We start from the raw sequence: 23,202 nt of genomic DNA on the forward strand, positions 1-23,202 counted from the left end.
ATGGAAAACAATTTAATTTTACCCGCGCTGATCCTTGTTCCGTTCATTGCAGGTTTTACTTGTTGGTTAGTCGATAAACTCGACAAAACTTTGCCACGCTGGATCGCCTTAATTGGTATGCTCATTACGTTGGGCTTAGGTCTTGCACTTTGGCAAAGTGGTACTTATAGCTACGAGTTAGGCTCAAAAGTCCCAACTTGGACAGCTGAGTTTTATTTACCGTGGATTCAATCTCTCGGTATTGGCATTCACCTAGCAGTGGATGGCTTGTCTTTACTCATGGTGTTATTAACAGCTTTACTTGGTGTACTTGCTGTTGGTTGTTCATGGGGGGAGATCCAAAAGAATGTTGGTTTCTTCCACTTAAACTTGTTATGGAGTTTAGGGGGCGTTATCGGCGTGTTCTTGGCAATTGATTTGTTCCTATTCTTCTTCTTCTGGGAGATGATGCTTGTACCAATCTACTTCTTGATTGCGTTATGGGGTCATAAGGGTTCAAACGGTCGTTCACGTGTTTACGCTGCAACCAAGTTCTTCTTATATACGCAAATCGCTGGTTTAGTAATGTTAATCGGTATCCTTGGCCTTGTGGTTTATGGTTACATGATGACTGGTATGATCGGTTTTGATTACAACTATTTATTAGCTGTAGCGAATCGTTTACCTGCTGGCTTCGCGTATGGTTTCATGATCTGCTTCTTTATTGGTTTTGCAGTGAAGTTACCAGTTTTCCCATTGCATGGCTGGTTACCGGATGCCCATGCTCAAGCACCTACAGCGGGTTCTGTAGACTTGGCTGGTATCTTGATTAAAACAGCAGCGTACGGTTTGCTTCGTTTTGTAATTCCATTCTTCCCGGCAGCTTCTGCACAGTTTGCAGATATTGCAATTATTTTCGGTTTGATTGGTATTTTCTACGGCGCGTGGTGTGCTTACCAGCAAACTGATATGAAACGTTTACTTGCGTATACGTCGATTTCACATATGGGCTTCGTTTTACTTGCTATTTATGCAGGTAATATTTTGACCTTCCAAGGTCTAATGATCATGATGTTGGCACATGGTTTGTCATCAGCTGCATTGTTCATTATGTCTGGTCAAATCTACGAGCGCTTACATACACGTGATTTACGTTTGATGGGTGGTCTTCGTGGTCAGCTCCAGTATTTACCGTTCTTCTTAATGTTCTTCGTCGCAGCTCTTGTTGGTGTGCCAGGTTTAGGTAACTTTATTGGTGAATTCCTGATTTTGATGGGTTCATTTAATAAATATCCTGTATTCACGATCATTGCTTCTATCAGCCTTGTATTTGCAGGTTTGTATGGTTTGATCTTGATTCACCGTGCTTTGTTTGGTGAACCAAACTCTGAACAAAAGCAACACTACACTAGTCCATTAAAAGACTTATCTGCTCGTGAAGTTAGTATTTTGATGATTTGTGCGATTGGTCTCGTTTGGCTTGGTATCTATCCACAAACATTCTTGGATGTATCTCATTCAAGCATGCAGTGGTTGGTCAATAGTTATGTACCAGTACAAGAAGTCGTTGAAACTGTTCAGCAAACAGCTACTCAACTTGACCATGTGGAGATCCAATAATCATGAACTTCACAGTATCATTTTCTACGCTTATGCCTTTAGCACCGGTGATGATTGTTGCTTTGACAGCAGTCGTCGTCATGCTGTTAATTTCAATTAAGCGTAACCATAATTTAATCGCAACAACCTCTGTTGTCGGTTTAAACCTTGCTGCACTTTATATCTTGTTAGAATTATTTGGCGGCAAATTTGTGCCGGCAAATGTGATGGGCATGTTTATGGTTGATCCATTTACCATGTTCTATCAATTCATGATTTTAGTTGCATCATTGGCTTGCTGTACTTTGTCTCATGCATATATTGAGACTTATAAAGACAACCGCGAAGAACTCTATCTTCTGTTACTTGCTTCTGTAGCAGGGGCAATGTTGATGGTTGCAAGTTCACACTATGCATCATTCTTCATTAGCCTTGAGTTAATGTCGATTCCTGTATACGGTTTACTTGCTTATACATATCAACGTAGTCAGTCGCTTGAAGCAGGGATTAAGTACCTTGTACTTTCTGCGACAGCTTCTGCAATGTTGTTGATGGGTATGGCGTATATCTACGCTTACACTGGTTCGCTTTCATTCTATGATTCTGTACAAGCTTTATTTGGCGCAATCAAACAGCCAATGGTGTTATTAGGTTTAGCACTTATTATTTTCGCTGTTGCATTCAAATTGTCGCTTGCACCGTTCCATAAATGGACACCAGATGTATATGCAGGTGCACCGGCTCCAATGGCAACGTTCTTGGCGACTGCTGCTAAAGTTGCAACAATTGGTTTGTTCGTACGTTATTTGCTTGCTTCTGGCGCAATCATGGTGAACTCGCTAGTGACTGTTTTGACAATCATTGCCGTATTGTCAATTTTAGTCGGTAACTTGCTCGCTGTTCGTCAGGTCAACTTAAAGCGTATTTTGGGTTATTCATCTATTGCTCACTTTGGTTATTTGTTAATTGCTTTAATCAGCATGACATATGCAAGCTTGGGCAGCGTAACTGTGTATGTGGTGACTTATGTATTAACGACTATTGGTGCTTTTGGTGCAGTAGCGTTAATGTCTAGCCCATATAACAACGTAGATGAAGCGCAAAGCCTTGCAGACTACCGTGGTTTGTTCTGGCGCCGTCCAGTACTTACAGCAACATTAACAGTCATGATGTTATCTTTGGCTGGTATTCCATTAACAGCAGGCTTCATTGGTAAGTTCTTGGTTGTTATGGCTGCTGTAACAACTCAACACTGGTTCTTAGCTGCAATGATTATTGTGGGTAGTGGTATTGGTTTGTATTACTACTTACGTGTGATGGTTGTTATGTATATGACTCCACCTGAAACTCCTCGTATTGATGCTGATGCACATTGGGGACAAAAAGTGGGTGGTTTAATGGTATTGGCTGCTGCTGCATTAGTTATTATTTTGGGTGTTTATCCAGATCCAATGATTAATTTGGCATTAAAAGCAGAAATTTTATCTCCATTACATTTCATGCTTTCTCAGCAACAATAATTCTTGTGTACAAAAAAGCCTCCAAATATGGAGGCTTTTTTTTATTGATAGTTAAAAAAAGATTATAATAAATACGTTTTTATATTTTTAGGTAACATCTGTGGCCATTCAAGAAATTCGTCACCCACTTATTCGTCATAAATTAGGTTTATTACGTCGTGCTGACATCAGTACTAAGAATTTCCGTGAGCTTGCTCAGGAAGTGACTATGTTATTGACATATGAAGCGACGAAAGACTTACCAGTTGTGGATTGTGAGATTGAAGGTTGGGCTGGCAATGTTACTACTCAGCGTATCGCGGGTAAAAAAATAACGATTGTACCGATTTTGCGTGCAGGTATCGGTATGCTTGATGGTGTGCTTAACCTAATTCCAAGTGCAAAAGTAAGTGTGTTAGGGCTTGAGCGTGATGAAGCAACTCTAGAAGTACGTACTTACTATAAAAAGTTAGTTCCTGATGTCGCTAACCGTATTGCCATGATCATTGATCCAATGTTGGCAACAGGTAATTCTTTAGTTGCTGCTATTGATGTATTAAAGGCAAGTGGATGTAAAGATATCCGTGTTATGGTGTTAGTTGCAGCACCTGAAGGAATCGCGAAAGTAGAGGCAGCACATCCTGATATTCAGCTTTATACTGCATCTATTGACAATGGCTTAAATGAACATGGTTATATTGTTCCAGGTTTAGGCGATGCTGGTGACAAGATTTTTGGTAGTGTTCAAAAAGACTAATTTTTGAAATAACGATAAAAAGAGACTTCATTAAGCCGTATAACTTTTAAGAGCGGAAATGAAAGTCTCTTTTTATTTACTACAGTAATTGCATTGGGAAAGTAGGGTGAAAAATCATGAAGCAAGAGTTTTATACTGGAAGGGTAAAACAATATAACGCCGATAAAGGGTTTGGTTTTATTTCGACGACTGAAGGAGATATTTTCTTTCATATTTCTGATTTTCCTGCATCCGAAGGTGAACCGAAAAGAAATGAAAAAGTGAGATTTCTTGCTGCAGATAATCGAGGAAAATTTAAAGCAATTAAAATTGAGCGTATCGATCCTAATCCTGCAAAGACTAAGAAAACTAAAATTGCTGATCACAATAAAGCGATCACAAGTGAGTTATTGTCTAATTTCCGACGCTAATAAATATGAAGATCAAGCTTTAAGCCTGATCTTCATCGCAAAATTTTAAAAATGCTTTAAGGCCCGGACCTTGATATTTTTGTCGGTGCACTAGCATATAAAGAGGGCGGGTAAGTTGCCAAAATGGAGTATCTAAAATAACAAGTTGACCTTTTTCACTTAAAGGTTCAATCGCTAACTTTGAAATACAAGACATTCCTAAACCGCCAGCCACTATTTTTAAGATCGCTTCGTTATGTCCAAGCGTCAAACGAATGTTTGCATCTGGTAAATCTTGCAAAATTGCATTATCAAAGACTTCACGAGTACCTGAACCTTCTTCACGTAAAATCCATTCTACGTCATGAAAATCTTGAGGGGTAAGTGGGCGATTTAAACGTGTTAACGGGTGGTCAGGTGAGCAGCACACTGCTAGCTCATCGTCACGCCAGTGAATACATTGGAGTTGAGGTAAGTGACAAGACCCTTCAATTAAAGCTAAATCAAGCTGAAACTGATTTACAGCTTCAATCATTTGGCGTGTGTTACCAACTTGAAGTTGTAAATGTGCTTGTGGATGACGTTGTAAGAAGTTAGCCATTAAATCTGGCATGAGGTAATCACTGATGGTTAAAGTAGCCCCGATACGAAGGTCAATACTCTGTAACTCACCCTTGGCTGCTTGTTCAAAGGCTTCACAGCGGCCTAAAATTTCTAATGCTTGGGGAAGCAGAAAACGTCCAAGATCATTTAGCTGCAAGCGCTTACCTAAACGATCAAATAAAGGAGCACCTAAGCCGTCTTCTAAATCGGCTAAAGCCATACTTGCTGCACTTTGCGTCAGTCTGACCGCATCACTGGCTTTAGTAACGGTTCCTTCTTGGGCGACTGCTACAAAAACAGCCAACTGGCGTAATGTCATCCGCATGTTTAAAAAGCCTTAACGTTTAAAAGTATTCATTATTTCGGCTGTCATGCTAACATGAGCGCACTATTTCATGCCACGTTGAAATCATGTCAATTGAAAAATTTAGCGTAGAAAAAGTTTTATCTGTTCATCGTTGGACCCCAACACTTTTCAGTTTTACCATGACGCGTCCTTCGCATTTTAAATTTACGGCAGGGCAATTTGCGCGTATTGGTTTAAAGGTAGGAGATGAGCTGGTTGTCCGTGCGTATTCGGTGGTGTCTTCTCCGTTTGATGAAACGCTAGAGTTCTTCTCAATTGTAGTACCAGACGGTGCCTTCACCTCGAATCTCCAACATTTGAAAGTCGATGATGAGCTATATTTGGAAAAAATTCCATATGGTTACCTGACGTTGGCACGCTATCAACAGCCTTTACCGCATGATTTGTGGTTACTGGCAACAGGTACAGGCTTGGCTCCATTTTTGTCGATGCTACAAGACTTTGAAACTTGGTCTAATTACCAGAAAATTAACTTGGTCTACAGTGTTCGTACTGCGGCTGAGCTGGCTTATGTTGACCGTATTCAAGAGATTGCTGAAACTTTTGGGGAAGGGCATTTAGGTTTTAAATTTATTCCTATTATTACCCGAGATCCATCTGCACCGTTACATGAACGCTTGCCCGTGTTAATCGAAAATGGTGAGCTAGAAAAAGTAGCAGGCTTAGAACTCAGCCCAGCATCAAGTCATGTCATGCTTTGTGGAAACCCACAAATGGTTGATGATACGAAAGAGGCTCTAAAACGCCGTGGTCTTACAATGAATCGTCGCGGTGAAGGAAATATTGCGGTAGAAAATTACTGGTAAAACAGGAAGTAAAATATTTTAAGAAAATTTTTTATGGATATGTTTATTAATGGACAAACATATCCATAAACTCACGGATCTCTGTAATCGCACTGTCGACATCTGTTGAAAGCCATGTTGGTTCAAATAATCCCGCATAGTGTTCAAGGCGGTCTTGAGGAACAACTAGGCGAACAGGACAATCTTCTTCGAGTAAACGCCACGGTAAAATTGGAACTTCATTGTCCAGAAATACATTGATATTACGAATATCAACAATCATCGCATTAATGCATTCAGGAAATGGCATGACCGAGAACTCTTCGGTGCGGCGACGGAAATATTCAAGATCACCCCATTTGAGTTCATAACTTGGTTTATTAAATTCAATAATACCAATGAGATGGTCATCTCTTGTCTGATGCAAATAACATTGATGTGTGACGTCAGTGTCGAGATCAAGAGTTACGCTTTGCTGACGATACATCATAAAATTGAGTAGCTTTAAAACAAGGGGGCTTATTATAGCCTATTTTATAAAAAGTAAGGGCTAAAACATATTGTATTACAAATCGGACTTTAGCGAAGATTCTGAATATCGAGAAGTTAGATTCTAAAACGTTATAATTAAAGTGGCTAAATTTTATACTAAATTAATATTTTTAAAAGTAGAGTTTTGCAACCGTAGACACCTTCTCATAATGCTTTTTCACACAATGCAACAAATCAAATTGTTATGATGAATATAAAGTTAATGATAATAGAAGAGGGGAAAGAAGATGCATGATTTTTCAAAACCGCCTCATGTGACGAGTCCGGAAGAGACTGCAAAAAAAAGAAGATTGCCAGTTTATATTTTAATTATTGTTGGGCTTTTTCTTCTCGCACTTGTGGTTTATATGGTTGCTGATCACAGCAAAACGCCAAAAGAGGAAGCCGCTTTTCAACATGAGACCATACCACAAGTCATTAGTGGTACTTCTGATTTGAAGACCTATGAAGGGTAATAAGCTAACCAGTATATCGTGATAAAAAGCCTTTAGGATGTGACCTGAAGGCTTTTTTTGCAATCTTTTGCATCAATTTGTTGTATTTATGCAGAAGGTTGTTGATTGAAAAATATTCAAAACATAAGGTGACATAGACCGCATTTATCGTCATTTTTTACAACGAACTGGTGTTTTTCATTTAGTGATAACACTGAAAAGAACATAACAATTGAGGACATAACAATATGAATGAATTTTTTAATGGGCCTCGCGGCGCTCAGTTTGATGCGATGTATTACTGGGATCAGTTTCATCCTATTTTAGCTGCAATTGTCATCTTACTGGTAGGCTGGATCATCGCTTTATTGGTGGCGGCAGGTGTAAAAAAACTTCTGCAAAAAGTAAATACCAATGCGAAATTATCTTCAGCGACTGGACGTACACCTAATATAGAAGGTCTGATCTCCAAAGTCGTATTCTGGTTTATTCTGATTCTCGCCGTTGTTGCTGCTTTAAATGTGCTCAACATTAGTGGAGTGAGCGGTCCATTTAGCAACATGGTTAATCAGGTACTCGTCTATATACCAAATATCATTGCTGCTGTAGTGGTGGGCTTTATTGGCTGGATCGTTGCTCGATTAGTGCGGGCGGGGGTGACCAATGTTTTATCCCGAACTCAACTTGATGATAAGTTAAGCAGCGAAGTGGGTGTAGGGGGAATTAGCCAGAATATTGGTGAAATTCTTTATTGGCTTGTATTGTTACTTTTCCTTCCGATTGTTCTTTCAATCTTAGGATTAACAGGCTTACTGATTCCAGTTCAAAATATGGTAAATGATGCTGTAGCATTCTTACCAAATATCTTTATTGCTGGCGTCATCGTTTTTGTTGGTTATATCTTGGCAAAAATTGTACGCGGTATTGTTGAAGGATTAATTAATAGCTTAGGTGTGCAATCTCAAGCGGAAAAAATTGGTCTTTTCAAAAATTCAAATGTAGGCAAATTCTTAGGTTCATTTGTTTTTGCCATCATTATTATTACGACATTGATTGTAGCATTTGAAGCTTTAGGTATTGAGACTATTTCTCAGCCAGCAACAGCAATGCTCAATGAAATTTTACAAGCTATTCCAAACATTATTGCTGCTGGTTTAATTTTACTGGTTGCTTATATTGTTTCACGTTTTGTTGGTCGCTTGGTTGCTGAGTTAATTGCAGGAACTGGTGTTGATGAAATTCCTGCAAAATTAGATGTACAACGCTTTTTAGGTCAAACTAAAGTTTCTAATGCCGTTGGTTGGCTAATCGTGTTCTTTACCATGTTGTTTGCAGTTTCTGAAGCTGCTGACCGTCTTGGTTTCGATCAGATTAGTGGTCTAATCGCAATGTTTATCCATTTCGGTGCAAACATTCTATTGGGCGCTGTAATCTTGGTGATTGGTTTCTGGCTTGCAAATGTTGTGGCGAACGTTGTTCAACGCGGTGAATATAATAGTTCGCGTTGGTTAGGTAGTTTGGTTCGTGTCTTGATTATTGGTTTAGTCCTTGCACTTGGTTTAAGAGCGATGGGTATTGCCGATTCGATCGTAAACCTTGCGTTCGGCTTAACGCTAGGCGCAGTTGCAGTTGCTTTCGCTCTTGCATTTGGTTTGGGTGGTCGTCAACCAGCAGAAAGACTTTTATCTGATTTACTGGATAAAGCTAAGAAAGAGGCAAATCAACCAAATCCTTTATATCAACCGCCTACTACTAATAATACAACAGGTAGTTCGTCTACGGCTTCAACTCCGTCAACGACTACAACTGCACCATCAACAACAGTTTCATCTGATGCAAAACCAGCTGATTCTGCACAAGTAAATCCATCACAACCACCAGTAAATAAACCATTTGGTTCTACTGGCGAAAATGATGAAATTTAGTAGGTGTAACTAATTTTCAGATAAACAGTACAAAAAATCTTTGATTTTTGTGATAAGTTCGACCACTCTATATTGAGTGGTCGTTCTGTCTTTGACAGCTATAAAAACAAATAAGTGAGGAAAATACGATGAAAAAACCTGGTCGTTTTTTAGCACCTGTTGTAATTGCTGGGATTACCGTTGGTTTTTTAGCAAGTGCTTATAAATTTGTATTTAGCAAATCCGAATCATCAAAACAGACAACAAGCCATAAGCATGATTCTGAAAAATCATCCAATGATTCGAAAGCATCAAATTAGCTTATTCATCATTTAAACATATTGTGCTGCTGCATAAGCCGAAGACCAAGCCCATTGGAAGTTATAGCCTCCTAAGTGGCCAGTCACATCAAGTACTTCTCCAATAAAGAATAGTCCTTTCTGCTTTTTGCTTTCGAGTGTTTTAGATGAAACTTCAGTTGTATCAATTCCACCTAAGGTAACTTCAGCAGTACGATATCCTTCTGTGCCTGATGGTTTAACAGTAAAACCATGTAGCTGCTCGGCAATATGCTCTAGCTGTGCATCACTGATATTACCAATGGCTGTCTCGCTTTGCTCTGGCCATATAAGTTGTTGTAACTCTTGTACGATACTTTTTGCCGTAAATTCGTTCAGAAGAGTACGCAGTAAAACTTTAGGTTGGGCTTTCTTTTTATCTTTTAAATAAGTTGCTAAATCTTGGCTCGGGAAAAAGTCGATTTTAAAACTTTCACCTGTATTCCAATAGTTTGAAAGCTGTAAAGAACTTGGGCCACTCAAACCACGATGCGTAAATAATAATGCTTCAGTAAAGCTATTCTTCGAGTTAGTTAGAGTCACATCTAAAGCATTACCACTTAGGCGTGTAGTGACTTCTTTAATATGATCCGAAAAAGTAAATGGTACTAAACCAGCACGGGTTGGGAAAACTGTATGTCCAAATTTTTGTGCCAATTCATAGCCAAAACCAGAGCCACCTAAAGTTGGGATGGATAATCCACCTGTAGCAACCACTAATGATTCACAGCTAAAACGGCCCTGATTGGTGTGTACTGAAAAACCACCTTGTTCTAATGGATCGACTTGTCCAACCTCACAATGGGTCTGGATTTCGACATTGTTTGTTTTATTACACTCACTCACCAACATCTCTAAAATTTCTTTAGCGCCGTTTAGCGTAAATAATTGCCCGTGTTTACGTTCTTCATAGGCAATTCCATAATCACAGACCAGACCAATAAAGTCCCAGTTGCTATAGCGTGATAGGGCAGAAATAACAAAGTGCGGATTATGAGAAATATAGTTTTCAGGTTCTACATAGAGGTTGGTAAAGTTACATTTCCCACCGCCTGACATTAAAATCTTTTTACCAATTTTATTGGCTTTTTCTAAAATTAAGACCGAACGTCCCCGTTTAGCAGCATGTGCAGCCAACATGAGTCCAGAAGCACCTGCACCTAAGACAATGACATCGATATGATTCATCATGCTGACTCACCTGAAAATAAAGTGGGCGATTATAAAAGTTTTTCTTTCTTTTTTATATATGAGTTAGATGGGGCTATTGTACAGCTTTGTAGGAGATCTGGTATGTTTGTTATCTATGATGGCCAAAGTAAAATATATATAATATGAGTCTATTTAATCAGAAATAGTATATTCAGAATATAATGAAAGCATTTTATAGATCTTGTAATAAACAGGAAATTAGTAATTTTCTTGAAATTAAAGGAGTATTATTTTGAATAAGAATCAGGTGGGTAAAAAATGTTAAGAAATACAAAATACTATAAATTTGCTTCAGCAATTTTTGCTTTTTTATTATGGGGAGGGTGGTCTTTTTATATTAATACTCAAGTGAGTAATTTAGTACGAGGTGTTGTTGCTGGATTTGTACAAGGGGTGAGTAGTTTTACGATTACCCTATTTATCGCATTTTTAATTGAAAGGCAGTTCAATTTTTATAAAAAAGCATGGGCTAAATTAATTTTTCCTCCAATATTAACTGTTCTGCTAACAGGTTCAGCACTGATATTAGTTCATGTATTATTTTCTACACCTGATATTATTAAAACGATTACTCCCGCATTAACAGTTGCTTTTATATTTGCAGAATTTAGTAATTTGAAATTGTATAAAAGATTAAAGGCAACCAGAGGACGAAATTAATTATGAGAAATGAACTGCAAGAAAATCGTAGACCTCTCAAGGTTCGTAAACAAGACTGGGTTAAAAATATTACAAAATGGTTGTCGAACCGTTCTGTGACACCTAACCAAATTTCTATATTGAGTATCGCTTTTGCTTCATTATCTGCTTTATGTTTTGTGATTGCTCCATTATATATTGCTATGCATCAAGTGCTTTTGTATATATTTGCAGCACTTTTTATACAGGGACGGTTACTGTGCAATTTGTTTGATGGTCTGGTTGCAATTGAAGGTGGAAAATCGACAGCATCTGGAGAGTTATTTAATGATATACCTGACCGTATTTCAGATCCTATAATTATTATTGCTGCTGGTTACTCGATTGTTTGTGTTGATTATGGGAATATTTTAGGCTGGTGTGGAGCATTATTGGCTATTTTTACAGCTTATGTACGTACGCTTGCTGTTTCAATTCATGCTCCGGCAAACTTTATGGGACCTATGGCAAAACAGCATCGTATGGCATTACTCACTTTAGCAGCTGTACTAACTGCAATTGAACAATATTTCTTCCAACATGATTATGTATTAGTTATTGCTATTATTATTTTAAATATCGGATGTTTGTTAACAATTTTTTATCGTGTAAGAGCGGCTTATTGTTATCTGGAAAAGTAAAAGATGAATCAGAGTGAAAAACGGTATGTTGGTCGTAGTATTGCTTTTATTATCCGTAGGTTAGTTCGAGCGCTTACAGGTGCTAGAAGTTTATGGGTAGGCTGCCAGCCCGAATTTAAACAGCGTATTTATTATGCAAATCATAATAGCCATATGGATTTTATTTTGTTATGGGCATCTTTACCGCAAAATATTCGACGTCAGACACGTCCCGTTGCAGCATCTGATTATTGGAATAAGACTGCTTTAAGACGTTTTATTATTCGAGATGTATTTAATGGAATCACCATTGCGCGTGAACGAAAAGAGGGCGCCGATCCTCTTATATCAATAAAAGAGGTCTTGGAAAATCAGGAGTCAATTATTTTCTTTCCTGAAGGTACACGGAATTTAGATGAAAATCAGTTACTGTTACCTTTTAAATCAGGATTATTTTATTTACATCAGGCTTTTCCTGAGATTGAAATTATTCCTGTATGGATTGCCAATTTAAATCGCGTTATGCCTAAGGGGGCTTTTCTTCCTTTACCTTTATTGTCAACCGTCACTTTTGGGCAGCCATTAAAGGTTCAGGTTATAAAAAAGAATGAATTTATAGAACAGGCAAGAAATAAATTACTTGAATTAAATGGGGAAGAATATAAATGAATGATTATAATGCCATAACATTATATGTGCTTATTATTGTAGCTGGTGTTTTAATCACAGCTTCTACTATTGGTTTCGTACTGAAACAAAGAATAAACCATCAACCCCATGCTGTAATTGATAATCTAAATGCTCGTATTAATGCATGGTGGGGAATGATTTTTATTCTGTCCTGTGCAATTTTATTGGGACGTTTGGGGTTGATTATACTGTTTACATTAATTTCATTTTTTGCAATGCGGGAATTTATTACCTTGTTACCTACACGTCGTGGGGATTACTTAGGATTGCTCATTGCATTTTATTTTGTTTTACCTTACCAATATTATCTGATTTATACAGATTGGTATGGTTTATATTCTATTTTTATTCCCTTGTATGCATTTTTACTTATTCCTATTGGACTCTTGAAACAAGAAGATACCGCCTTTTTCCTGGAAAGAACCGCGAAGATTCAGTGGGGTTTAATGATTACAGTATTTTGTATCTCACATGTCCCTGCATTACTTAATTTAGAGTTAAAACATTTTAATGGTAGTAATATCTGGCTAATTATTTGGCTTATTTTAGTAGTGCAAGTGTCAGATGTCTTACAGTATGTTTGTGGAAAATTGTTCGGAAAACATAAAATTGCGCCTGTTTTAAGTCCTTCTAAAACAATTGAAGGACTAGTTGGTGGAGTTTTATTGGCCACTGGTATTGCCGTATTGGCTCATCAGTTAACTCCATTTACAATGCTGCAAGCAGCTGTAATTGGTCTAATTGTCTGTATTTTTGGCTTTTTTGGTGGTTTGGTTCTATCTGCTATTAAACGTGACCGTGGTGTAAAAGATTGGGGGCATTTAATTCATGGACATGGTGGAATGCTAGATCGTATGGACTCGATTTGTTTTACTGCTCCAATTTATTTCCATATCTTGCGTTACTGGTGGTCATAGTATATTTGGGGAAATTAAAACACTATTATTTTTATTTCCCTTGTAAACCACCGGAATGAATTGCCAAAATACGAGTATTCTCTGGAAAATAATTGTTTTTTATAAGTTCAAACAGACCAAACATCATTTTTCCGGTATAGATCGGTTCAAGGGGGACCGTATATTGCTCTTCAAAATTTTCAATAAATGCGAATAGTTCAGGTGAGGTTTTCGCATAACCGCCCCAGCAGTATACATCTGTCAAAGACCAATTTTGTTTTTTAGTCCATTGCCTAATCTCTTGTTGTAAGAAATCACCTTTTAAAGCCGAAAATCCTAAGACTTTCTGATGTGCTGCACTTCTTTCAATCAGACCTGAAATCGTTCCGCCAGTTCCGACTGCACAGCAAATCACATCATATTGCTCTAAGTCATATTGGCTCAGGATTTCCTGACAACCTTGAACTGCCAGTTCATTGGTACCACCTTCGGGAATGATATAGGTCTGCGGAAATTGTTGCTGTAATTGTTTAAGGTAATTTGCTTCATCTCGTAAGCGATATTCATGGCGAGAGACAAAATGTAGCTGCATTCCTAAACTTTGAGCTTTTGCCAAGGTGGGATTAAGTGATTTACCAGCTAACTCTTCACCACGAATAATACCTATACTTTTTAAACCAAAAAGATGAGCTGCATAAGCTGTTGCAGCAATATGATTTGAGTAAGCCCCACCAAAAGTCAAAATGCTTGATAAACCTTGTTCTTTTGCAGCAAGCAAATTGTATTTTAATTTGAAAAACTTATTACCCGAAATTTGAGGATGAACTAAATCTAAACGTTTAATGTCGAGATGAACAGGGAAGGATAGTTCAACGTGCTGATAGGAGATAGGTTGGGCAATGTGATCAAACATTAGAAATTGAGAAAAATAATGATTGATCACATTGTAGCTTTTTAAAGAGGTTTTTAAAAAGCTGATTAAGAGCTTGTGTCGACAGAAGTAATCACTGACATACCAGGGCGTAAGTGTTCTATTCCTTCCTGATTTGGGTCAATAGTAATACGCACGGCAATTCGTTGAACGACTTTGGTAAAGTTTCCTGTTGCATTATCAGGTTTTAGTACACTGAACTCGGAACCCGCGGCCGGAGAGATTTGTTCAACATGACCTGTAAATTTTTTATGTTTCATTGCATCGACTGTAAACCACGCTTTTTGTCCAATTCGCATATTGGCAATTTGGGTTTCTTTAAAGTTGGCAATCACCCAAGTTTGCTGTGGAATCAGATAGAGTAACTGTGATCCTGCGGCCACATATTGCCCAACACGAGGATTTACTTCACCAAGTTGTCCATCCATTGGAGCAACAATAATACTATAGTCTTTGGTGGTTTGTGCTTGGTCTAACTGTGCTTTAGCACTGGAAACTTGTGCTTCTAAGCCTGCTTCTGCGACTTGAGCTGTTTTAAGTGCTTCTTTGGCAACTAGAACATTAGCCTCTGCCTGTTTAAGGGCTGCAAGATTATTCTCGGCATCAGCAGCGGCTTTATCTTGCTCAGATTTAGAAGCTGCTCCGCTATTTCCTAACTGTTGATAGCGTCTAAGCTGTGCTAAAGAAAGCTCATATTGAGCCCTAACTTGTTCTACTTTAGCCTGCGCAGCCACAATATCTGCTTGTTTTTGAGCAATTGACTGAGTTTGATTGGCTAAAGTATTTTTGGCCTGTTCTACTCCCGAAGCCGCTTGTGCTACTTTTTGGTCATAAGTGGTGGCATCAATATGCATTAATACTTGACCCTTTTTAACATGGTCAAAGTCTTTCACTAATACATCTTTAACATAGCCATTAATTTGCGACGATAAAATGGTAGTTTTACCTTTGACATAACTATTGTCAGTTTGCTGCACACTTGTGGCAAAAGGCCCAATTCTCCATGCCCACAAAATTACTAAAATACCGATAATAAGCACACCCAACATCCATAATAGGGTTGAGCGTTTTGTCGGAATCAGTTTACTTGCAGGTGCAGGTGCAGGCTCATTATTAGATGTTTGAGCAGGGGTTTGTTCCGGTTTATTTTGATCATCTGACATATATCAATCTCAATTTCTATTTCATCAATAACAAAAGCCGTTAAGGGCGGCTAATTCCTCTGCGTTGTAGGTATTTACTACGTGCAATATTAAATCCGCCCCATAAGAGTAAGGCGACGGCAAAAATACCGTTTAATGCAATCACATCATTGTAGGCACGGACCTGAGCTTCACGAGTAACCACTTGATTAAGTGAGCGCATAGACTGAGCTGTTTGTAATGCGGGATCATTTGTTGTGATGGCTGCACTACGTTGATAGGTAGAAAGCCTTTGAGCAACTAATGGGTCGGCTTGTTCCAAATCTTTAATAATCTCGACTTGATAGTTTTGTGTACGATGTTGTTGATAGGTCGAGAAAAAAGATGAGCCAACAAGGCCACCAAATGTTTGGGTTGCAGAGAATAAGACAATAAAAGTCACTACATACGAAGGACCTTTAGCCAAAGTTTGTGCAAATCCAATTAGAAGTAAAGGACCGATAAACAGGCCGCCGGCAAAGCCTACTAAAAACTGGCTTGCAAAGAAGTTTGAAGGCCGTACATCGCTCGTAAGGTGATAATCTAATCCACAGGCAATGAGAATCAAAAACTCTGCAAAAAGTAAGTGAAAAATAATTCGTTCACGCGAGAAAGTAAGCGCACTAAATAGAGTTCCGCTTAAAATCCCCACCAATATGACCACATAGAGTGGAACAAATTGGTCTGGACCCATTCCCATAGTTTTTAGGAAGTTAACGGCTGCATAGCTTTGTTCTGACATTAAAAGACGAATGGCAAAAGCACCAAAGATAAAGCGTAGAGTTGAGGAGGCGCCTAACCAACGTGTCATAATTAATGGATTGGCACGATAATGTTCATAGAGCAAACCTAAAACAACTAAGCTAAAACCTGCAATTAATACATAAGCAAGCCATTCACTGTTAAACCACCACAAGATTGGGCCTTGTGTCAGCACAATACATAGACATGCAAAACCTGGCGCCAGTAAAGCAAAGGTGAAGAAATCCTGTTTTTCGAAAACATAGATTCGTAAGCTACGTGGTAATTTCAAAGAAACCACCATTGCTAAACAACAAAGTGCTAAGCCGAGTTCAAAGGTGTAAAGAACAGACCAACTGTCTGTACTCACAAGAAAAGGGGAAATAATCCAGGCGAGCGGTACACCTAACTGCTGAAAACCAAAGGCAATATATATACCTTTTGCCATGTCGGCTTTTTTAAAAGCTTGCATGGTGTAATACATACCTAAAGAGCTAAGTGGTGCGCCAGCTAAACCTGCTACAACCCGAGCGAACAAGGCCATTTCATAGGTATGCACAAAAATGTGCAAAACCAGCACGGCAATAAAAATAACAAGTCCTATTTCTGAAAAGACTCTCAGACCATATTGTTGCCTAGCTTTAAACAAAATCAGATTCGAACTGACATTGGCCATTACATAAGCAGCAGGAAGCCAAGCGGCTTCAGAAGGTGTCAGGCCATACTCACCTTGGATTAAGGGCAAATTTGCCGTAATGAAACCATTACTTAAGCTTGCTGAAATAGCGACAAACAGACCAATAAAAAAATAAAGAAATCGCTTAGGTACAGAATGCGCAATCGCTGCTGGCGAACCAGGTAAAGTCGGTTGTTCTTCTGGTGTCCAGTCAGGTGGCGTTTCTAAATAACGAGGCGTTTTACTCATTCTATCCCTCGAATTTTTTGTACTTGAATACCATGAAATAGTAATTCAATTGCTCGTTTCGCTAAGCGGGTTTGTTCTTCAGGTTCATGTCCTTGAAATGAAGAACCCAACATTGCTGTGACCATTGCATAGTCATCAGCAGTTAGATCAGCTCGGCACAGTTTTTGTTCTATTGCATTTTCAATCAGTGGCTTAAGTGCATTATTCCGCCGTTCATAAATTTTTAGCATAATTGGATCTTGTCGATCAATCACTCTCCAAAAATCTTGCAAAATTGCGAGCTTGGGAAGTTGTGCAATATGTCCTTCAATTAAACGAAATAAACCATCTTCGAATTGTTGAAAATGAGCAGCTTTTTGCTCTAGCTGTGTAATCGCACGCTCTAAAAGGGCACTAATTAAAGCCTTTCGGTCACAAAAGTTGCGGTAGAACGTCGCTCTACCTACACCTGCATGATCAATCACGACTTGTAGGGGGACATTAATACCATGAATACGAAAGCATTCCTCGGCTGCATTGAGTAATTCATCCCGATTATGGGCTGCAATTTTTTGACGTTTACTCATGTCACTGATTTGGGAGGTTTAAAGATGATATATTTAACGGACATTTTTGTCCGTTGTGAATAGCTAAATTGTAAAAACATGAAAATTCAATTTTTATAATTTATCTCTTTTCCATTTTTATATGTGTCATAAAAAGCTGCTAGAATATCGCGCAATTGCATGATGCTAGGTCAATACAATGTTTGAGTCCCTTATTCCTCTTTTTTCAATTGCGATGGCATTGATGCTTGGAGCAATAAGTCCTGGGCCAAGCTTTATTTATGTAGCGCAAAATTCAATATCTAAATCACGTAAACATGGCTTATTTACGGCTTTAGGGACGGGCACAGGTGCAGCTCTTTTTGGCTTTTTAGCGGTTATGGGGTTACAGGCAGTTTTATTGGCAGTGCCTTCAGCTTATCTAATTTTAAAAATTGGTGGTGGGCTGTATTTGCTTTGGCTTGCTTTTAAAATTATTAAACATGCCAAAGAACCAATTGCCATGGAAAATGATGCCAAATCGAAAATCACTTATAAACAAGCCTACCGATATGGTTTGATTACTCAGTTAAGTAATCCGAAAATTGCTGTTGTACTAGCGAGTGTTTTTACTGCTTTACTCCCAAAAGAAATTCCAAATTATTACTACGTCGCATTACCGCTCATTTGTTTTATGATTGATGCAGGTTGGTACTCATGTGTAGCAATGCTTTTATCTTCAGAGAAGCCGCGAAAAATGTATTTAAAAGCAAAAACGGGTGTTGACCGAGTGGCTGGAAGCATTGTTAGTGTATTGGGCTTAAAGTTAATCTTCTTCAAATGATAAATCTTTAATTAAAATATCTAAAAAATATAAAGCCAGCTCTTTATAGTCTGGCTTTATTTTTGCGCAAAATATATACAAATTGAAATATCTTTTTTAGCACTTAAATATTTAAAAAGTGGTAACTTAATTAATAAAACAAAAAGAAATGAGGACCACGTTATGAAAAAACTAATGGTGAGCATTTCGGTTGTTTTTTTCATCTTAACTACAGGATGTGAGATGAGAACAACAAGTAAACAGCAACCTTCAAATGAACGGGCGATGAGTATTGCTGGTTCTCCGGTTTATGAAAAAGACTACAAAATTCCCGATTTACAAGCCAATAATCATGAGCAATCTAATTATTAATTGATGGATAGAATGTCTCACATATAACACTTTAAATGTACTCAGTGCAGATAAGCCTGCTTATTTTAAAAAGTAGGTTAGAAATAAAAAAGCTCCCAATGTAGGGAGCTTTTTTTATGAATCTAGATTAAGAAACTTTATCGCCAGGTTTTGCACCGCTATCTGGTGAAATAATGAAAATGCCTTCACCATTTCCGGCAGCAAGTACCATACCGTTTGAAACACCAAAACGCATTTTACGTGGTGCAAGGTTAGCCACCATCACGACCAATTTACCTTTTAGGTCTTCTGGCGCATATTGACTACGAATACCACTAAATACATTACGTGGTTCAGCTTCACCTACGTCTAAAGTAAGTTGAAGTAATTTATCTGAACCCTCAACTGTACCTGCCTCAACGACCTGAGCAACACGTAAGTCAACTTTTAAGAAATCTTCAATACCGATAATTTCAGCTTCACCAACTGCTGGAGTAGGAGCTGCTTTTTTCTCGGCAGATTTCTCTTTTTTCGCCGCTTTAGTTGCTTGTGGCGCAGGAGTACCTAAAGACTCTTTAGAAGCATCGACCATGGCTGCAACAGCTTTTGGATCAACACGTTGCATAAGAGGCTGGAACTGCGCAATCTCATGGCTTACAAGAATTTGTTTACGTGACTCGAAATCAAAGCTTTCAAGTTTTAAGAAATCTTGAACTTGCTGAGCTAAAGTTGGCAGAACTGGGGCTAAGTACACTGCTAATTGACGGAATAAGTTGATACCGACAGAGCATACATCAAGAACTTGTTGTTCTTGACCTTCTTGTTTAGCAAGAGCCCAAGGTTTTTTCTCATCAATATATTGGTTTGCGCGGTCAGCAAGCGCCATAATTTCACGGATTGCCGTAGAGAATTCACGCGCTTCATATGCAGCAGCAATTGAATCACCAGCATCAATAAAGCTTTGTACTAAGTCAGATTCAGCACATGTACTTGATAGCGTATTGTTAAAGCTGCTGTTAATGAACTTAGCACAGCGACTAGCAATATTAACTACTTTACCGACTAAATCTGAATTTACTTTCTGAACAAAGTCATCAAGGTTCAAGTCAGAGTCTTCAACTTTATCTGAAAGTTTAGAAGCAAAGTAATAGCGTAAATACTCTGGGTTTAGATGTTGTAAGTACGTCTCGGCTTTAATGAAAGTACCGCGAGACTTAGACATTTTTTGTCCATTTACAGTCAAGAAACCATTTACGAACAAGCCCGTTGGGGTGCGATAGTTCGCGCCTTCAAGCATCGCAGGCCAGAATAAAGCATGGAAGTAAACAATGTCTTTACCAATAAAGTGGTAAACCTCATTTTGACTATCTTTCTTCCAGAAATCATCAAAGTTTAAGTCTGGGCGCTTAGTTTTGATGTAGTTTTCAAAACTAGACATATAACCGATTGGGGCATCTACCCACACATAGAAATATTTATTCGGTGCATCCGGAATTTCAAAACCAAAATAAGGAGCATCACGAGAAATATCCCAGTCTGCTAAACCTGCTTCAAACCATTCATCTAACTTGTTCGCAATTGAAAGAGGTAAGCGACCTTCATCGCGGGTCCATTTTTGCAAATATTCAGCAAAGTTTGGGAGCTTGAAGAAATAGTGATCTGATGATTTTTCAACTGGTGTTGCACCACTTAAAGTCGAACGCGGATTGAGTAACTCAGTCGCATTATAAGTTGTACCACACACTTCACATGAGTCGCCATATTGATCTTCGGACTTACATTTTGGGCAAGTACCCTTAATGAAACGGTCAGATAAGAACATACCTTTTTCCGGATCAAATAATTGAGTTACAGGTCGAACTGCAATATTTCCGGCTTCACGGTTTTTAATATAGATATCTGTTGAACGAGCTTTGTTTGCATCACTATGAGTTGAATCATAATGATCGAAATGTACGCCAAAACCGTCAAAATCACGGATGTGTTCTTTTTGAACATTCGCGATTTGCTCTTCTGGGCTAATACCATTTGCTTCGGCACGTAGCATAATTGCTGTACCGTGAGCATCATCCGCACATACATAAGTCACGTCATGACCCATTGCCCGCATGGCACGAACCCAGATGTCTGCCTGGATATAACCGAGTAAATGACCCATATGAATTGGACCATTGGCATAAGGGAGGGCATTGGTGACTAAAATTTTACGCACGGATCTCATTCTCTCATTCGTATTTATAAGGTGGAAGATTTTAACTGATGCAGGAAGATAAGCAAAGATTAATAATCTTTGACTAAATATAAGAGGTATCTACAAAAATGGACTTAAAGCCAGAAGTTATTTCTCTTTAGAACAGATAAACAAATCAAAAAATATTTGAATCTTCCTGTATTGTCTTTGTTTCAAATTGCAGTTACGGTCAGAAAATAAGCCATAACGATGTATAACTAATAACTTATTCAGGTAATTTTATTAATTAACGATGAGGATAACAACGATGACTACTGAAAATAAATTAGATGAATTAAAGGCAAAAGCGGCTGATGCAAAAGTACAAGGTGAAAAAGCTTTGGACGATTTAAAAGAAAATGTAAAAGAGAAACAAACTGTGGGTAAAGAAGCAGTTGCAGATAAAGTAGATGAGCTAAAGACCAAAGCGGCCAATGCAAAAGTACAAGGTGAAAAAGCCTTGGAAGATTTAAAGGAAAATGTAAAAGAAAAACAAGCTGCTGCAAAAGAGGCAGTTGAAGATAAAGCTAGTGATTTGAAAGGCAAACTTGATGATGCTCAGCATAGCCTGCAAGACAAGTTTGATCATTTACGTACTGAAGCAGCGCATAAACTTGATGATGCTAAAGCCAAAGCTGCAGAATTAAAGGAAGAGGCGGCTACAAAATTTGATGAGTTAAAAACTCAAGCAACTGCGAAATTTGATGAGTTGAAGAAAACAGCTACCGAAAAACTTAATAAATTGAAAAATCATGATTCTGCTGAATAAGCTGATTTAAACTAAAATCCGTACTCCTTACCTAAAAGATGAGTTCTGAAGTTAGTAATTATTCATCCCAAGGTGAGCGAGTGCGGAGCAATACTGTTACACTATCTCCATTAAGCTGTAATGATCTGTTTTTGGAGTAAACAATATGTCTTGGCTTTCTTCATTAAAATCCGTTTTTTCACCCGCACAAGAAGTGAAAGAAGAGGAAATCCAAACCGTACTCCAAAATTATTTATTGCCACATTCAAAAGATGCTTTAAAAGAGCGCATTAGTCAGCTTCAAGTGCAAGGTCGTGTTTTACAACTCACCATTAATACTTTCCCAGACGAAAAAGAATACTTGCAACAAATTCATGATGATTTAGCTGGCGCTTTGCAAAAGTGCGGTATTGAAGAACTTAATTTACATGTAGTTCAACAAAAGCGCCCTACACAAGAGAGTTCGGGTCAAGGTTGTTCATCTAAAGCACCGAAAGAGAATTCGAATTTACCTCCTGTGCTTGATGCTTCACCTAAGTCTGAACCGGATCCAAATAACCCACCAATTCAGAAAGCAGCGCCGCAACAAAGAGATGTGCCACTTCATCCTCGAATCAAGAATGTTATTTTAGTTTCATCAGGTAAAGGTGGTGTTGGTAAATCGACAACAACGGTCAATTTGGCGCTTGCCTTACAAAAAATGGGACTTAAGGTTGGGGTATTAGATGCTGATATCTATGGACCAAGTATCCCGACCATGCTAGGTAATGCTGGTAAAACTCCTCTGATTGAAAGTGAAAATTTTGTGCCTTTAGATGCTTACGGTATGGCAGTACTTTCTATTGGACATCTAACTGGCGATAACAACACACCTGTTGCATGGCGTGGACCGAAGGCTACAGGCGCTCTAATGCAATTATTTAATCAAACGCTTTGGCCAGATTTAGATGTACTCATGATTGATATGCCGCCGGGTACTGGTGATATTCAACTCACGCTTGCTCAGCGTATTCCAGTGACTGGCTCAATCATTGTGACGACCCCACAAAATGTTGCTTTGCTTGATGCGACTAAAGGCATTGAATTATTTAATAAAGTTGGTATTCCTGTATTAGGTGTCGTTGAGAACATGTCGACCCACATTTGTTCAAATTGTGGTCATGAAGAGCAAATTTTTGGTATCGGTGGTGGTGATAAGCTTTCCGAGCAGTACCATATTCCATTGCTGGGTCGTTTGCCTTTAAATGCTCAAATACGTGAGCATGCGGATCAGGGCAAACCGAGTGTTGTTGCAATGGATGACGCAGCTGATAGTTATATCGATATTGCGAAAGCAGTCTGGCAACAGATTGAAAAAATTCCTCAGCGCACACGAGATGACAAACGAATCTTTTGATTCATCTGACCCGACTTTAAGTCGGGTTTTTTATTGGCTGATTAAAAGAA

Annotated in this window: 24 protein-coding genes; 16 read left to right on the forward strand and 8 right to left on the reverse strand. The window is 38.4% G+C overall.

The features are described from left to right. The 4 genes from nuoM to RFX69_RS12580 all read left to right on the forward strand — a co-directional run bounded on the left by nuoM (nt 1) and on the right by RFX69_RS12580 (nt 4,244). Entirely contained in the window at nt 1–1,599 is a 1,599-nt protein-coding gene (gene nuoM, locus RFX69_RS12565) for an NADH-quinone oxidoreductase subunit M (protein WP_000429844.1), read from the forward strand. Nucleotides 1,600–1,601: 2 nt separating this feature from the next. Next, complete coding sequence (gene nuoN / locus RFX69_RS12570) at nt 1,602–3,098, forward strand: NADH-quinone oxidoreductase subunit NuoN (RefSeq protein WP_001011955.1); 1,497 nt, start codon at nt 1,602–1,604, stop codon at nt 3,096–3,098. A 100-nt stretch (nt 3,099–3,198) separates the two neighbouring features. Continuing rightward, nucleotides 3,199–3,834 carry a uracil phosphoribosyltransferase gene (gene upp, locus RFX69_RS12575; protein ID WP_001007343.1) on the forward strand — a complete coding sequence of 212 codons (636 nt, stop codon included), beginning with the start codon at nt 3,199–3,201 and terminating at the stop codon, nt 3,832–3,834. Between the two features lie 116 nt (nt 3,835–3,950). Then, nucleotides 3,951–4,244 carry a cold shock domain-containing protein gene (locus RFX69_RS12580; protein ID WP_000806837.1) on the forward strand — a complete coding sequence of 98 codons (294 nt, stop codon included), beginning with the start codon at nt 3,951–3,953 and terminating at the stop codon, nt 4,242–4,244. A gap of 19 nt (nt 4,245–4,263) precedes the next feature. On the opposite strand, the gene gigC is transcribed toward RFX69_RS12580, so the two are convergent. Next, complete coding sequence (gigC, locus tag RFX69_RS12585; protein ID WP_001242992.1) at nt 4,264–5,151, reverse strand: LysR family transcriptional regulator GigC; 888 nt, start codon at nt 5,149–5,151, stop codon at nt 4,264–4,266. Between the two features lie 86 nt (nt 5,152–5,237). Between gigC and RFX69_RS12590 the strand changes: the two genes are divergently transcribed. Next, entirely contained in the window at nt 5,238–5,999 is a 762-nt protein-coding gene (locus tag RFX69_RS12590) for a ferredoxin--NADP reductase (protein WP_024433423.1), read from the forward strand. A gap of 46 nt (nt 6,000–6,045) precedes the next feature. Here the strand turns inward: RFX69_RS12590 and RFX69_RS12595 are convergent, their stop codons facing one another. After that, the gene (locus RFX69_RS12595) at nt 6,046–6,465 is read right to left on the reverse strand and encodes a hypothetical protein (RefSeq protein ID WP_289332895.1); all 420 of its coding nucleotides are present in this window, start codon (nt 6,463–6,465) and stop codon (nt 6,046–6,048) included. A 292-nt stretch (nt 6,466–6,757) separates the two neighbouring features. Here RFX69_RS12595 and RFX69_RS12600 point away from each other — a divergent pair, with 292 nt between their 5' ends. From RFX69_RS12600 to RFX69_RS12610, 3 genes are all read left to right on the forward strand, one after another. Next, nucleotides 6,758–6,985: a hypothetical protein gene (locus tag RFX69_RS12600; protein WP_000543705.1), complete on the forward strand. Its 228-nt coding sequence runs from the start codon at nt 6,758–6,760 to the stop codon at nt 6,983–6,985. A 227-nt stretch (nt 6,986–7,212) separates the two neighbouring features. Next, complete coding sequence (locus RFX69_RS12605; protein ID WP_001001666.1) at nt 7,213–8,889, forward strand: mechanosensitive ion channel; 1,677 nt, start codon at nt 7,213–7,215, stop codon at nt 8,887–8,889. A gap of 128 nt (nt 8,890–9,017) precedes the next feature. Then, nucleotides 9,018–9,188, forward strand: a complete 171-nt coding sequence (locus tag RFX69_RS12610) for a hypothetical protein (RefSeq protein ID WP_000742883.1) — start codon at nt 9,018–9,020, stop codon at nt 9,186–9,188. 12 nt (nt 9,189–9,200) lie between these two features. Here the strand turns inward: RFX69_RS12610 and RFX69_RS12615 are convergent, their stop codons facing one another. Further along, the gene (locus RFX69_RS12615) at nt 9,201–10,397 is read right to left on the reverse strand and encodes an NAD(P)/FAD-dependent oxidoreductase (RefSeq protein ID WP_162277848.1); all 1,197 of its coding nucleotides are present in this window, start codon (nt 10,395–10,397) and stop codon (nt 9,201–9,203) included. Nucleotides 10,398–10,676: 279 nt separating this feature from the next. On the opposite strand from RFX69_RS12615, the gene RFX69_RS12620 reads away from it, so the two are divergent. Genes RFX69_RS12620 through RFX69_RS12635 form a run of 4 tightly spaced genes read left to right on the forward strand, consistent with a single transcriptional unit; the run spans nt 10,677 to nt 13,323 of the window. After that, nucleotides 10,677–11,078, forward strand: coding sequence for a hypothetical protein (locus RFX69_RS12620; RefSeq protein WP_032009317.1), 402 nt, complete (start codon nt 10,677–10,679; stop codon nt 11,076–11,078). A gap of 2 nt (nt 11,079–11,080) precedes the next feature. Continuing rightward, complete coding sequence (locus RFX69_RS12625; RefSeq protein ID WP_001243391.1) at nt 11,081–11,737, forward strand: CDP-alcohol phosphatidyltransferase family protein; 657 nt, start codon at nt 11,081–11,083, stop codon at nt 11,735–11,737. 3 nt (nt 11,738–11,740) lie between these two features. Continuing rightward, complete coding sequence (locus RFX69_RS12630; protein ID WP_001076400.1) at nt 11,741–12,385, forward strand: 1-acyl-sn-glycerol-3-phosphate acyltransferase; 645 nt, start codon at nt 11,741–11,743, stop codon at nt 12,383–12,385. Next, entirely contained in the window at nt 12,382–13,323 is a 942-nt protein-coding gene (locus RFX69_RS12635; protein WP_289332876.1) for a phosphatidate cytidylyltransferase, read from the forward strand. The genes RFX69_RS12630 and RFX69_RS12635 overlap by 4 nt, the downstream gene beginning before the upstream one ends. Nucleotides 13,324–13,354: 31 nt before the next feature. Here RFX69_RS12635 and RFX69_RS12640 read toward each other — a convergent pair whose 3' ends face one another. The 4 genes from RFX69_RS12640 to RFX69_RS12655 all read right to left on the reverse strand — a co-directional run bounded on the left by RFX69_RS12640 (nt 13,355) and on the right by RFX69_RS12655 (nt 17,646). Then, complete coding sequence (locus RFX69_RS12640) at nt 13,355–14,215, reverse strand: 1-aminocyclopropane-1-carboxylate deaminase/D-cysteine desulfhydrase (protein ID WP_289332877.1); 861 nt, start codon at nt 14,213–14,215, stop codon at nt 13,355–13,357. Between the two features lie 65 nt (nt 14,216–14,280). Further along, nucleotides 14,281–15,396 (reverse strand): HlyD family secretion protein, encoded by a 1,116-nt coding sequence (locus RFX69_RS12645; protein WP_289332878.1) that lies wholly within the window; start codon nt 15,394–15,396, stop codon nt 14,281–14,283. Between the two features lie 40 nt (nt 15,397–15,436). After that, complete coding sequence (locus RFX69_RS12650; RefSeq protein ID WP_000047790.1) at nt 15,437–17,080, reverse strand: MFS transporter; 1,644 nt, start codon at nt 17,078–17,080, stop codon at nt 15,437–15,439. Continuing rightward, nucleotides 17,077–17,646, reverse strand: coding sequence for a TetR/AcrR family transcriptional regulator (locus tag RFX69_RS12655; RefSeq protein WP_000044601.1), 570 nt, complete (start codon nt 17,644–17,646; stop codon nt 17,077–17,079). Before RFX69_RS12655 ends, RFX69_RS12650 begins: the two co-directional genes overlap by 4 nt. Nucleotides 17,647–17,824: 178 nt before the next feature. Here RFX69_RS12655 and RFX69_RS12660 point away from each other — a divergent pair, with 178 nt between their 5' ends. Further along, complete coding sequence (locus RFX69_RS12660) at nt 17,825–18,448, forward strand: LysE family translocator (protein WP_289332879.1); 624 nt, start codon at nt 17,825–17,827, stop codon at nt 18,446–18,448. A 162-nt stretch (nt 18,449–18,610) separates the two neighbouring features. After that, nucleotides 18,611–18,799: an NF038215 family lipoprotein gene (locus tag RFX69_RS12665; protein ID WP_000735804.1), complete on the forward strand. Its 189-nt coding sequence runs from the start codon at nt 18,611–18,613 to the stop codon at nt 18,797–18,799. A 127-nt stretch (nt 18,800–18,926) separates the two neighbouring features. Here RFX69_RS12665 and metG read toward each other — a convergent pair whose 3' ends face one another. Beyond that, the gene (metG, locus tag RFX69_RS12670) at nt 18,927–20,990 is read right to left on the reverse strand and encodes a methionine--tRNA ligase (RefSeq protein WP_001226780.1); all 2,064 of its coding nucleotides are present in this window, start codon (nt 20,988–20,990) and stop codon (nt 18,927–18,929) included. 286 nt (nt 20,991–21,276) lie between these two features. Here metG and RFX69_RS12675 point away from each other — a divergent pair, with 286 nt between their 5' ends. Beyond that, nucleotides 21,277–21,777 (forward strand): hypothetical protein, encoded by a 501-nt coding sequence (locus RFX69_RS12675; protein WP_289332880.1) that lies wholly within the window; start codon nt 21,277–21,279, stop codon nt 21,775–21,777. Nucleotides 21,778–21,922: 145 nt separating this feature from the next. Continuing rightward, a complete protein-coding gene (gene apbC / locus RFX69_RS12680) occupies nt 21,923–23,152 on the forward strand; it encodes an iron-sulfur cluster carrier protein ApbC (RefSeq protein ID WP_000118708.1) in 1,230 nt (409 codons plus the stop codon). Nucleotides 23,153–23,202 lie beyond the last annotated feature (50 nt).

The sequence above is a fragment of the Acinetobacter sp. 148 genome, from assembly GCF_031196675.1.
GTDB lineage: Bacteria > Pseudomonadota > Gammaproteobacteria > Pseudomonadales > Moraxellaceae > Acinetobacter > Acinetobacter baumannii.